Genomic DNA, 12,651 nt, shown 5'->3' with positions numbered 1-12,651 from the left:
AGGCTTGATTATGCAATTTTCCGAAAACTGGCTCCGTACCATGGTCGATCCGAAGATGACTTCGGACGAACTGGCCCATCTGTTGACCATGTCCGGTCTGGAAGTCGAGGACGTCGATCCTGTCGCGCCTCCGTTCTCGAACGTGGTGGTGGGCCTGGTCCTGGAGATGGAGAAACATCCGAACGCCGACCGCCTCAATGTGTGCAAGGTCGACGTCGGCACCGGCACCATGCTGACCATCGTCTGCGGCGCGCCCAATGTGCGCCCGGGCCTGCGCGTGGTGTGCGCCAAGGCTGGCGCCGTGCTGCCGCCTGGCACCGACGGCAAGCCGTTTGAAATCAAGATCGGCCAGCTGCGCGGGGTCGAGTCGCAAGGCATGCTGTGCTCGGCACGCGAACTGAAATTGTCCGAAGAAAATGCCGGCCTGATGGAACTGCCGGACGACGCGCCGGTCGGCCAGAATTTCCGCGATTACTACGCCCTCAACGACCTGAAATTCACCATCAAGCTGACGCCGAACAAGGCCGACTGCCTGTCGGTGCTGGGCGTGGCGCGTGAAGTGTCGGCGCTGACGGGCGTGCCCCTGAATGCGCCGCAATTTTCGGCCGTGCCAGTCACCAGCGACGAAGTCTTGCCCGTGAAAATCAGCGCGCCGGATCTGTGCGGCCGTTTCACGGGCCGCGTCATCCGCGGCCTGAACGCCAAAGCCGCCACGCCGGACTGGATGAAGCAGCGCCTCGAGCGCAGCGGCCAGCGTCCGCTGTCGGCCCTGGTCGACATTTCGAATTACGTCATGCTGGAACTGGGCCGTCCGAGCCACGTGTTTGACCTGGCCAAGATCCACGGCAGTCTCGATATTCGCTGGGGCAAGGCTGGCGAATCGGTCAAGCTGTTGAACGGCAACACGGTGGCCGTCGACGACTGGATCGGCGTGATTGCCGACGAGCAGGAAATCGAGTCGCTGGCCGGCATTATGGGCGGCGACGCCAGTTCGGTGTCGGACGATACCGACAGCATCTACCTGGAAGCGGCCTTCTGGTGGCCGAACGCGATTCAAGGCCGCGCGCGGCGCCTGAATTTCTCGACCGATGCGGCGCACCGCTTCGAGCGCGGCGTCGATTTCGCCACCACGGTCGAGCATGTCGAACGCATCACGGCCCTGATCGTGGAAATCTGCGGCACGCCCGCCACCACCGTCGGCCCGGTCGACGACCATGTGGTCAACCTGCCGCAGCGCAGCCCGGTGACCATGCGCACGGCGCGCGCGCAAAAAGTCATCGGCGTGCCCTTGAACGACGACGTCATCGCCGATATCTTCACGCGCCTGGCGCTGCCATTCACGCTGCTCGATGGCGTGTTCTCCGTTACCGCGCCCAGCTATCGTTTCGATATCGAGATCGAGGAAGACCTGATCGAGGAAGTGGCGCGCGTGTACGGCTTTGAAAACATCCCGGCCTTGCCGCCGGTGGCCGCCAACGTGATGCAGATCGCACCGGAAAACACGCGTTCGCTGTTTGCCGTGCGCCATGAACTGGCCGACCTGGGTTTCCAGGAAGTGGTCAACATGAGCTTTGTCGACAGTGCCTGGGAGCGCGATTTCTCGGGCAATACCAATCCGATCAAACTGCAGAACCCGATCGCCAGCCAGATGAGCGTGATGCGCTCGTCCCTGATCGGCAGCCTGATTGCCAATGTGCGCTACAACCTGAACCGCAAGACGGGCCGCGTGCGCATCTTTGAAGTGGGCGCCATCTACCAGCGCGACGACGCGGTTGCCAATGGCCCGCTGTCGGTGGCCGGCTACGCCCAGCCGAAACGCGTGGCGGCGATGGCCTACGGCCCTGTTGCCGACGAGCAGTGGGGCCAGCCGGCGCGCACGGTCGACTTCTTCGACGTGAAAGCCGACCTGGAAGCGCTGTTCGCACCGCAGGTGCTGCGTTTCACCAAGGCGGAACATCCGGCGCTGCATCCTGGCCGTTCGGCCAATGTCGAGCTCGACGGCAAGGTGATCGGCTTTATCGGTGAATTGCACCCGCGCTGGATGCAGAAGTATGATCTGCCGCAAGCGCCGGTGTTGTTCGAAGTTGACGCCGGGGCCCTGACGCAGCGCGTGGTGCCGGTGTACGCGGAAATTTCGAAATTCCCGGGCGCCAGCCGCGACCTCGCGGTGCTGGTCAAGCAGACGGTGGCGGCGCAGGATCTGCTCGATACCTTGCACGCTGCCGCGCAGGCCAGCGCTGCGGCGCGTATCGTGCAAGCCATTGTTTTATTTGACGAATATCGTGGAAAAGGGCTGGAGGCGGATGAAAAAAGCCTTGCTTTCCGGATTAGCTTGCAAGATACTCAAAACACCCTGCAAGACGATGTGGTCGACGGCCTGATGACCGTGCTGATCGAGGCGGCAACGCAGGGCCACGACGCGAAACTGCGTTCGTAACAGCTGTAAACACAGCGGCAAACTCGGGCCGGCGCACTGCGCTGGCCTGTTTGTCGTCCGGATATATTGTCCCATTCGTGCCATGCGGCACGCGGGCGCACAGAAAAGGCAGGGCAGGAAAATTAATAACAGCGACGTTGATTCCGCCGTACTGCAGTCCGCATTGGCCGCCGATTTGCACCGTGCCATGCTGGTTGCCAAAGTGCGCCAGGAAGCGGAAAAAGATCTACCCACCTTGACCAAGGCGGAACTGGCCGAACTGCTGTTCGAACAGGTCGGCCTGAACAAGCGCGAAGCGAAAGACATGGTCGAGACCTTCTTTGACGAGATTCGCAATGCGCTCGAGCGCGGCGAAGCCGTCAAGCTGTCGGGCTTCGGCAATTTTCAGTTGCGCGACAAGCCGCAGCGCCCGGGCCGCAATCCGAAGACCGGCGAAGAAATTCCCATCACGGCACGCCGCGTGGTGACCTTCCATGCCAGCCAGAAGCTGAAAAGCATGGTCGAAGAGACCAGCCCGCTGGCCCGTGCTGCCTGAGTGAGTGGCGATGAACGAGCGCATCAGTAAAACCGAGTTGATCGCCTTGCCGCCGATACCGGCCAAGCGTTATTTCACGATCGGCGAGGTGAGCGAGCTGTGCGGCGTCAAGCCGCACGTGCTGCGTTACTGGGAACAGGAGTTCTCCCAGCTCAAGCCCGTGAAACGGCGCGGCAACCGCCGCTATTACCAGCACCACGAGGTGCTGCTGATACGACGCATCCGTGAACTGCTGTACGAGCAGGGCTTTACCATCAGCGGTGCACGCAACAAGCTCGACATTCGTGGCGGCCTGCATGCGGCGCCCGTAACCGATGGTGAAGTGGACGGTGCGGAACTGGCGGTCGCTGCGCCAGCGCCGCAGGAAGCGCCGCTGGACCGGGACTGGATACGCGGCGAATTATTTGCAATTCTCGCCTTGCTAAAACAAGAATAAACCCAATATGAGTCGGGTTGTTTGATAACGCTGTTTTTTTGACTAAAATGGTGTTGCGCACGCCTTGTAAGGTGCGCTGTCGGCATTTTACATATAATGCTCTAGTTGCGTTTTTGTTAGTGACGCTGAACCGGTACCTGTTGAAGGACCGGTAGTCTTTCCCAAGCCAGGAAAATTTAAGGGGAAACAATGATACGCGTTGCCATTTGTGATGACCACCAAATAGTACGAGCCGGATTCAAGCAGATTTTTTCATCGTCTGACGATTTTAATGTGGTGGCGGAAGCCGGTACCGGGCGCGAAGCGCTCGATATCGCCCGCCGCGAAATATGTGATGTCCTGCTGCTCGATATCGCCATGCCCGACCAGAGTGGCATCGATACCCTGCGCACGATCCGCCAGGGCCAGCCTGAATTGCCGGTGCTGATACTGAGCGGCTATCCGGCCCAGCAATATGCGCTGAACCTGTTCAAGATGGGCGCCAATGGCTATCTGAACAAGGAATGCGAAGCCGATGAACTGATGACGGCGGTGCGCACGGTGTACCAGGGCCGCCGCTATGTCAGCTCGACCGTGGGCGAGTTGCTGGCGCAGTCGTTTGACCGCGACACCAACGCGGCCTTGCATACGGAACTGTCGGACCGCGAGTTCCAGGTCTTCCTGCGCCTGGCGCGCGGCGCCACCGTGTCCGATATCGGCGTGGCGTTGTCCCTGAGCATCAAGACCGTGAGCACCTATCGTACGCGCATCATGGAAAAGATGGGCTTGCAGTCGAATAGCGACCTGACGTATTACGCCATGAAAAACAATCTGCTTGACTGATGCAAGCCGGAAGATTCACGCCGACGTGATCGTTTGGTTTGCCAGTCGGCCAGAGGGCGTGCGGTGCGGCACTTTGTAGCGGGGTTATAATTGGCCGGCGTTGGCGTTCTCTGCCGCGCTGAACCTTGCTAAGGATGCACACCAGGATGTATTTCTCCGTCGAACCGGCGCCGTCTCATCGCCTGCCTCTGTACAAGACTATCCTTTGTGTCACCTGCGCCTTGTTGCTGGTGCTCAATGGCTTCAGCCTGTCCCACAACCTCGATACGCTCAAGAGTACCAACGCCTTGCTGACGCAAAGCGCCAAGGTGGCAGATCGCCTGCAATACCTGAATGTGCTGGTGCTCGATGCGGAAAGCAGCTTGCGCGGCTATTTCATTTCCGATGCCGAAACCTACCTGGGGCCGTCGCGTACCGCCACCGCTGAAATCGACAATGAACTGCGGGGCCTCGAAGCGCTGCTGCAGGGCAGCCCCAGCCAGCTGAAAAACCTGGCCCAGCTGAAAACCCTGATACGCCGCAAGATGACCACGCTGGACGAATCCATCAATGTCTACAAGCAGGGCGGACTGGCCGATATCGTCAATATCGCCAGGGTCAGCGACGAGCGCGCCACCATGGATGAAATCCGCCTGCAGGTGGTGATCATGGTGCGCGAGCAGAATGAAGCGCTGGACGCCGGGAGCACCGCGTTCTATCGCGAATACCGGAAAGCGGTGTTTCTCGGCATCGGCATTAACGGCCTGGCCATCCTGGTGCTGATCATGTTTTATCAGCTGGTGCGGCGCAGTTTCCAGAACCGCGCGGCAGTCGAATTCGCGCTGAAAAACGCCAATGACAACCTGGAGTCGACGGTGGTCAAGCGCACTGAGCAGCTATCCGTCCTGTCGCGTCATTTGATCAGCGTCAATGAAGTGGAGAAAGCGCGGCTGGCGCGCGAGCTGCATGACGAGCTGGGCGCCAACCTGACCTCGATCAGCATGGACCTGGGCGCCGTCACCCAGCAACTGGCGCATAGCCATCCCGAACTGGCCGCGCAACTGCGCCACGCCAAGGCCACCTTGCTTGAAACGGTGGAGCTGAAACGCCGCATCGTCGAAGACCTGCGCCCCAGCCTGCTGGACAACCTGGGCCTGTGCGCCGCCATCGAGAGCTATTGCGAGGACTTTGCGCGCATGAGCTCGGTACGCTGCGATACCGACGTCGCCATCCACATCGACAGCCGCGAAGCGACCTTGACGATCGCCCTGTTCCGCATCGTGCAGGAATCCTTGACCAATATCCTGAAATACGCCAAGGCCGGCATGGTCACGGTCAGCCTGAAACGCAACGAAACCGGGCTGGTGCTGCGCGTGACCGATGACGGCGTCGGCATCACGGAAGACGCCTTGCAAAAACCGATGTCGCATGGCCTGCTGGGCATGCGCGAGCGCGCTCTGCTGCTCGGTGGCAGCCTGACCGTCAAGCCTGGGCCGCAAGGCAAGGGCACCTGCGTCGAGGCGCTGATTCCCTTGCCCCTGACGCCGGAACCGGACGAGCTCGAAGCCTGATTCAAGCGGCGACCTGTACATCCATTCTGAAAAAGAAAATGGCCGGGCATGCAAGCATGTCCGGCCATTTTTGTAAGGGGTCGTGCCGTGATCAGCAGCGCGCGACGTCGCGCAGCAGGCGGTCGTATTCGGTCTTGGCCACCTTGTAGCATTCGCCGGCATAGTCTTCCAGGCCGGCGCGGTCCAGCACCGTGATGTTGCCGCGGCGATAGTGGATCAGGCCTTCATCCTGCAGCTTGCCGGCAGCGGCGGTAATGCTTTCGCGGCGCACGCCCAGCATGATCGAGATCAGCTCCTGGGTCACTTTCAATTCGTTCGATGGCGAGCGGTCCAGACGGTCCAGCAACCAGCGGCACAGCTTTTGTTCGATCGAGCTGTGACGGCCGCCAACGGCGTTCTGCGCCATCTGGGCGAACAGGGCATTGGTGTAGCGCATCAGCAGCTGGGGCAGGGCGCCGCCCTGGTTGAAGGCTTCCCGCAGGCTCTGCGTTTTCAGGCGGTAGCCGTAGCCGGCGCTTTGCACGACCGCCGTGCACATGGCGCGCTCACCGGCGACCAGCGACACGCCGACCACGCCTTCATGGCCGACGACGGCGATCTCGGTGGTGGCACCGTCTTCCATCACGTACAGCAGCGAGACGATGGCGGTGGTCGGGAAGTAGGTGTATTCCAGGCAATTACCGTAGGCGTACAGCTCTTTGCCGAAAGGCAGTTCGACCAGTTCCAGGTGCTCGAACAGCGATTCGAGGGCGGCACGTGGCAGGGCGCCCAGCAGTTCATTCTGTTGCGCGCTGCTCAGGCTGATCCGCGACCCAAGCTTGATCTCGCGTCCGGCCGCAGGCATGGCGTGTGGCAGCATCTGGTTTTTCTGGACCGGGGCGTTCAGTTGAGTGTGGTTCATTTTATTCCTCGCAGGCTTTTTACATCGGAGTGCGTCTGCTACAACGGGGCGGGCTTCTTTTTGCCACCGCGCAGTGCAGATCGCGATGTAGCTACTTTAAGGGCGTATGTAATTGGCGAACATAAGATTAGCAGTCGCCACTTTGTAGTCTCAATTGAGGTCGCTTTGTAGTCCTACTCCTACGGCCGTTCTGTTGACATCCATTCTTGCGCCGTCTCGCATGATTTTGTGATAGCCGGGTGCCATATTGAGCACGTGCAATATTGAAGCGAACCCGGCGGAATCGACGAAGCCGTCGTCGCTGGCCTTGTCCAGAGTGGAACAGTTCACACGAAAGAGCGTTCCTTCTGTAAAATCGAGGGTTTTTTGCGAGGGCCATATCATGGTCACCAATATGGCCAACGAGAACGACAGCATTACCCCCGATTCCACCGACATCCAGGATGGCGCGGACACTTCCGCAGCCACCACCACCGGCAGCAAGGCGCCGGCCGTGATCGCGCGCGAAGTGCAGCGCCGCCGCACCTTCGGCATCATTTCCCACCCCGATGCGGGTAAAACCACCTTGACCGAAAAACTGCTGCTGTTCTCGGGCGCGATCCAGATGGCCGGTACCGTGAAAGCCCGTAAATCGGGCCGCCATGCGACGTCGGACTGGATGGAAATCGAAAAGCAGCGCGGCATCTCCGTGGCGTCTTCCGTGATGCAGTTCGAATTTCGCGACCACGTCGTCAACCTGCTCGACACCCCCGGCCACCAGGACTTTTCGGAAGACACCTATCGCGTGCTGACGGCGGTCGACTCGGCGCTGATGGTGATCGATGCGGCCAAGGGCGTGGAAGCGCAGACGATCAAGCTGCTGGCCGTGTGCCGCATGCGCAATACGCCGATTGTCACCTTCATGAACAAGATGGACCGCGAGACGCGCGATCCGCTGGACCTGCTCGACGAACTCGAATCGGTGCTGAAGATCCAGTGCGCGCCCGTCACCTGGCCGATCGGCATGGGCAAGAACTTCCGCGGTGTGTATCACCTGCTGAACGACGAGATCATGCTGTTCAAGGCCGGCGAGGAAAAAGCCGACGGCGCCTTCGAGATCATCAAGGGCATCGACAATCCGCGCCTGCAGGAGATGTTCCCGCTCGAAATGGACCAGCTGCGCATGGAAGTCGAACTGGTGCATGGCGCCTCGAATCCGTTCAACCTGGAAGAGTTCCTGTCCGGCGTGCAGACACCGGTGTTCTTCGGTTCGGCGATCAACAACTTCGGCGTGCGTGAAATTTTGTCGGCGCTGGTCGACTGGGCGCCGGCGCCGCGCGAGCGCGATGCCACCGTGCGTTCGGTGGCGCCGGCCGAGCAGCCGTTTACCGGTTTCGTCTTCAAGATCCAGGCCAATATGGACCCGGCCCACCGTGACCGCATCGCGTTCCTGCGCGTGTGCTCGGGGCGCTTCGAGCGCGGCATGAAGGTCAAGCACTTGCGCCTGGGGCGCGAGATCAAGGTGTCGAACGTGGTGACCTTCATGGCCTCCTCGCGCGAACAGGTGGAAGAAGCCTACGCGGGCGATATCATCGGCCTGCCCAACCACGGCAACATGCAGATCGGCGACAGCTTTTCGGAAGGCGAACTGCTGACCTTTACCGGCATCCCGTACTTCGCGCCGGACTTCTTCCGCTCGGTGCGCATCCGCAATCCGCTGAAGATCAAGCAGCTGCACAAGGGGCTGCAGCAGCTGGGCGAAGAGGGCGCGGTGCAGGTCTTCAAGCCGGTGCAGGGCGGCGAGCTGGTGCTGGGCGCGGTCGGCGTGCTGCAGTTCGAGGTGGTCGCCAGCCGCCTGCTCAACGAGTATGGCGTCGACGCCGTGTTCGAAGGCACCAGCATCAGCAGCGCGCGCTGGGTCAGCTGCGATGACAAGCGCATCTTGCAGGATTTCGAAAATGCGCTGGGCCACAACGTGGCTTACGACGCGGCCGGCAACATGGCCTACCTGGCCACCTCGGGCGTCAACCTGCGTCTGACCGAAGAGCGCTGGCCGAAGCTGACCTTCCACGCCACGCGCGAGCATTCGGCGAAGTTGGCCTGATGTAGCGGTGGTGTCGGGTTACGCGTTTCACGCTAACCCGACCTACGCCGTCAACAGGCAGGTCGGATTAGGTCGAAGGCCTTAATCCGACACCATTGTTGGCTACACCATCAAACCGCCAGGGCCGTCCTGCTGCTCCAGTCCCTGCGCTCGAGCAGCAGCGCCGTCAGCTGCGCCGCCGTCATCGGGCGGGCAAAATAGAATCCCTGCACGTTGTCGCAGCCGGCGCGGCGCAGGAACTCCACTTGCTGCATCGTCTCCACGCCTTCTGCCACCACTTTCAGCTTCAGGCTGTGCGCCATCGCGATGATGGCCGTGACGATCGCTTCGCCTTCGCCGGGCAGGTCGTGCACGAAGCTGCGGTCGATCTTCAACTGGTCGATCGGCAGGCGTTTCAGGTAGGACATCGACGAATAGCCGGTGCCGAAGTCGTCGATCGACAGGTGGATCCCGGTTTCCTGCAGGCGCCGCATCAGTTCCAGGTTGGCCGGCACGTCGTCCATCATCACACCCTCGGTGATTTCCAGTTCCAGCAGGCCGCGCGGCAACTGTGTTTCGTGCAGGATGGCGCGAATATCGTCCATCAGGCCCGGTTCGCGTACCTGGCTGGCCGACAGATTGACGGCCACGTGTTCGAGTGAATCGAGCAGGCCGGCCTTGCACCAGGTGGCCGCCTGGCGGCAGGCCGTGTGCAGCACCCAGCGCCCCAGCTCGACGATCACGCCGCTTTCCTCGGCCACTGGAATGAATTCGGCCGGGCTCATGGCGCCCATTTCGCGGCAGTTCCAGCGCAGCAGCGCTTCGACGCCGACGATGCGCCCGCTGCGCAAATCGATTTGCGGCTGGTAATGCAGATACAGTTCCCCGTCCTGCAAGGCGCGGCGCAGATTGGCTTCCATACGCAGGCGGCGCTGCGCGCGCAGTTCCATGTCGGCCTTGAACACGGCGTAGCGGTTCTTGCCCTGGTGCTTGGCGTGGTACATGGCCGTGTCGGCGTTGCGCGTCAGGGTCGCCACGTCGCGCGCATCGAAGGGATACAGGCTCACGCCGATGCTGGCGCTGACATGGAGCTGGTGGCCGTCGAGCGCGAACGGTTCGGCCAGCACCGCCAGGATCTTGCGCGCCACGCACACCATCTCGGAGGCGTCGTCGGCCGGTTCGACGATGACCACGAATTCATCCCCGCCGATGCGGCAGATCACATCGGTGGTGCGCAGCACCGACACCAGGCGCCGCGCGACCAGCTTGAGCAAATGGTCGCCGCAATGGTGGCCCAGGGTGTCGTTGACGATCTTGAAATTGTCGAGGTCGAGCAGCAGCAGGCCCACGCTGCTGTCCTGGCGGTCGGCGCGCGCCAGCGCATAGGCCATCGCCTCATTGAATTCATGGCGGTTCGGCAGTTCGGTGACGGAATCGACATGGGCCAGGTAATGCAGATGATTTTCCGCCTGCTGCGCCGCGCGGCGCGTGCGGTGCACCATCAGCACGGCGACGCAGAAGGCAAACAGGCTGACCAGCGCTGTCCAGGCCGCGGACTGTATCAGGCTGCCGTACAGTGGCGCCAGGCCAGCGCGCAGCAGCAGGGCGCCGCCGCCGGGCAGCCGTGCCAGCAAGCTGGCGTGGCCGTCGCGCCAGGCGACATGCATGCCGTAGGCTGATGCGGCCTGAACACTGTCGCTGCCGCTCCTGGCAAAGCGGGCAAAAGGCTGGCCGTAAGGGCTGTAGGCCAGCGCCTGGTCGATGGCCGGTGCCGCCGCCAGCGGCGCCAGCAGCTGTTCGACGCCCAGGCGGTCGCCGCGGCGCATGGCCTCGGCCACCGGGCTGGCCAGCATGGCCGCATGGATCTCCAGAGTGCGCTCGAGCGCGCCGCGCAGCGTATAAAGCTGGAACAGCACCAGCAGTACGCTGGTACACATCAGCAGCGCAGTGGCGGCCAGCAGGTTGAACCTGGCCACACGGTCGCCGCGCATTTTTGCCGATGGCAGCGCCGGGCTTGCCATCATATTGTGCCCCGTACCTTGCCGTTTCATGCGTCGCCCCGTGTCATCCTGCCTTGCCCCGCCATGCTTCTGTTCCATTTGCAAAGAATGCCAAATTTTAATCCTTTATCCGCCGGCCTGTGTTTTTTGTTGCCGAGTCCGATTCTGCGCGCCATATTCAAAATCAACGACAACATAAAATTCCAGATGGAAACGCCACATTCTGCCCCCGTGCGTGATTTTTTATTGTTATTTCGTGGTAACCCATTGATTTGAATAAATTTTAACGGGAATCGACAAACGCTCTGGCCTGGCCGGGAAAGTTCGTCCATAATCGCCCTGATAATGGTGGCCTTTGTTGCCGCATCAAGCCGGCCGCCGCCCTTATATTCATCAGCGAGGATATTTTGGAAAAAAAACCTAACATCATTTTGTCGTCCCGGGACCTGGAACGACTCGAATCATTGTTGTACGCCCTGGGCAATAACCTGTCGCCCGACAAGGCCGCCTTGCTCGACGAGTTGGGCCGAGCGGACGTGCTTGAACCGCAGGAAATTCCACCGACCGTGGTGACCATGAATTCCACCGTGCGCTTTACGGTCGAGAACAAGGAAGAATTTCGCCTGACCCTGGTCTATCCGAAGGACGTCGATGGCCAGGCCGACCGCATCTCCGTGCTGGCACCGGTCGGCAGCGCGCTGCTGGGCCTGTCCGTCGGCGACAGCATGGACTGGCCTATGCCCGGCGGCGTGGTCAAGGTGACCATCGAGGAACTGCTGTACCAGCCCGAGCGGGCCGGCGAATACCACCGCTAAGCGGCTAGCTGTTCTTCTGCATCCGCACCACCAGCCATCCCGCCACCACCGTAAAGGTCAGGATAATGGCGACGATGATGGCAAAGCCGTGCGGATGCTGGGCCAGCGGAATGCCGCCCACGTTCATGCCCAGCATGCCGGCGATGATATTGATCGGCAGGGCCAGCACGGTGACGATGGTCAGCACGTACAGGCTGCGGCCATTCTCTTCATTGACGCGCGCGGCGATTTCTTCCTGCAGCAGCTTGATGCGCTCCTGCAGCGAGGACATGTCGCTGAGCACCACCGAAAATTCCTCGGTCGACTGGCGCAGTTCCAGGCTGTCGAGCTCCTGCACCCATGACGGCGGGCGCTGCAGCAGCCGGAACAGGGCGGCCGGCTCCGGCGCCAGCAGGCGCTGCAGCCGCACCAGCACACGCCGCATGGCGCCCAGGTCTTCGCGCTTGGGCACCAGTCGCCCCGCCAGCAGATGGTCTTCGATATCGTCGACCCTGGCCACGGCGTCGCGCACGATATTGACCAGCACATCGGCCTGGTCGCGCAGCAGGTGCACCAGCAACTCCACCGACGAACGTATCGGTTCGTGATTCTTGATCACCGCCTGGCGCAGCCGTTCGATCGACTGCAGCGGCGCGCGGCGCGCCGTGATCACCAGGTCCTGCGCCACGCTGGCCCACATGGTGGAGATATCGGACGCTTCGAAACTGAAATTGTGCACCACATCGTTGACCACCGCGATCAGGGTGTTTTCCGCCTGTTCGATGCGCGTCGAGCGCGAGCCCTGGTGCAGCGTTTCATAGAATTCGTCGGCCAGGCGCGTGTGCGCGTGCAGCCATTTTTCGCTGGCCGCGTGCGACAGATTGAAATGCAGCCAGGCGAATTCGTTCGGCGGGCGTACCGCGCCCGGCGCCAGCCAGGCCAGCGCCGCGGCCGAGTCCATCGCCAGCGGCTGTGCATGGCGGCCAAACAGGAAGCCCCAGACCAGGCCCGAGGTGTCCGAGCCGTAGGTAAAGCCGGCATTTTCCATCGCCATCGTATATATGTCCCGCGCAGGTAAGTTATCGTCGCGCGATTATGCCGCGGTTACATGACC

The 12,651-nt window shown here is 61.5% G+C and carries 11 protein-coding genes; 7 read left to right on the top strand and 4 right to left on the bottom strand.

What is annotated here, in order from left to right:
• Nucleotides 1-10: 10 nt before the first annotated feature.
• The 5 genes from pheT to ASR47_RS18355 all read left to right on the top strand — a co-directional run bounded on the left by pheT (nt 11) and on the right by ASR47_RS18355 (nt 5,780).
• Complete coding sequence (pheT, locus tag ASR47_RS18375) at nt 11-2,437, top strand: phenylalanine--tRNA ligase subunit beta (RefSeq protein ID WP_065309217.1); 2,427 nt, start codon at nt 11-13, stop codon at nt 2,435-2,437.
• Between the two features lie 187 nt (nt 2,438-2,624).
• Nucleotides 2,625-2,972: an integration host factor subunit alpha gene (locus ASR47_RS18370; protein WP_010399205.1), complete on the top strand. Its 348-nt coding sequence runs from the start codon at nt 2,625-2,627 to the stop codon at nt 2,970-2,972.
• 10 nt (nt 2,973-2,982) lie between these two features.
• Nucleotides 2,983-3,408, top strand: a complete 426-nt coding sequence (locus ASR47_RS18365; protein WP_065309216.1) for a MerR family transcriptional regulator — start codon at nt 2,983-2,985, stop codon at nt 3,406-3,408.
• Between the two features lie 189 nt (nt 3,409-3,597).
• Complete coding sequence (locus tag ASR47_RS18360; RefSeq protein ID WP_065309215.1) at nt 3,598-4,230, top strand: response regulator; 633 nt, start codon at nt 3,598-3,600, stop codon at nt 4,228-4,230.
• A 146-nt stretch (nt 4,231-4,376) separates the two neighbouring features.
• Nucleotides 4,377-5,780: a sensor histidine kinase gene (locus ASR47_RS18355; protein WP_065309214.1), complete on the top strand. Its 1,404-nt coding sequence runs from the start codon at nt 4,377-4,379 to the stop codon at nt 5,778-5,780.
• Between the two features lie 91 nt (nt 5,781-5,871).
• Here the strand turns inward: ASR47_RS18355 and ASR47_RS18350 are convergent, their stop codons facing one another.
• On the bottom strand, nt 5,872-6,681 hold the full coding sequence (locus ASR47_RS18350; protein WP_065309213.1) for a Crp/Fnr family transcriptional regulator: 810 nt from the start codon (nt 6,679-6,681) through the stop codon (nt 5,872-5,874).
• Nucleotides 6,682-7,063: 382 nt separating this feature from the next.
• Between ASR47_RS18350 and ASR47_RS18340 the strand changes: the two genes are divergently transcribed.
• Complete coding sequence (locus tag ASR47_RS18340) at nt 7,064-8,764, top strand: peptide chain release factor 3 (protein ID WP_425402742.1); 1,701 nt, start codon at nt 7,064-7,066, stop codon at nt 8,762-8,764.
• 110 nt (nt 8,765-8,874) lie between these two features.
• Here the strand turns inward: ASR47_RS18340 and ASR47_RS18335 are convergent, their stop codons facing one another.
• Together ASR47_RS18335 and ASR47_RS27125 are read right to left on the bottom strand one after the other, a co-directional pair.
• The gene (locus ASR47_RS18335; protein WP_065309211.1) at nt 8,875-10,767 is read right to left on the bottom strand and encodes a putative bifunctional diguanylate cyclase/phosphodiesterase; all 1,893 of its coding nucleotides are present in this window, start codon (nt 10,765-10,767) and stop codon (nt 8,875-8,877) included.
• A 23-nt stretch (nt 10,768-10,790) separates the two neighbouring features.
• Nucleotides 10,791-11,075 carry a hypothetical protein gene (locus ASR47_RS27125; protein ID WP_150127867.1) on the bottom strand — a complete coding sequence of 95 codons (285 nt, stop codon included), beginning with the start codon at nt 11,073-11,075 and terminating at the stop codon, nt 10,791-10,793.
• Between the two features lie 75 nt (nt 11,076-11,150).
• Here ASR47_RS27125 and rnk point away from each other — a divergent pair, with 75 nt between their 5' ends.
• A complete protein-coding gene (gene rnk, locus ASR47_RS18330) occupies nt 11,151-11,558 on the top strand; it encodes a nucleoside diphosphate kinase regulator (RefSeq protein WP_065309210.1) in 408 nt (135 codons plus the stop codon).
• A 4-nt stretch (nt 11,559-11,562) separates the two neighbouring features.
• Here rnk and ASR47_RS18325 read toward each other — a convergent pair whose 3' ends face one another.
• Nucleotides 11,563-12,585, bottom strand: a complete 1,023-nt coding sequence (locus ASR47_RS18325) for a transporter (protein WP_065309209.1) — start codon at nt 12,583-12,585, stop codon at nt 11,563-11,565.
• Nucleotides 12,586-12,651 lie beyond the last annotated feature (66 nt).

This window comes from Janthinobacterium psychrotolerans, assembly GCF_001677885.1.
Classification (GTDB): domain Bacteria; phylum Pseudomonadota; class Gammaproteobacteria; order Burkholderiales; family Burkholderiaceae_D; genus Janthinobacterium; species Janthinobacterium psychrotolerans.
The sequence above is the reverse complement of the archived record's forward strand: the minus strand, read 5'-3'. Positions and strand labels throughout refer to the sequence as shown.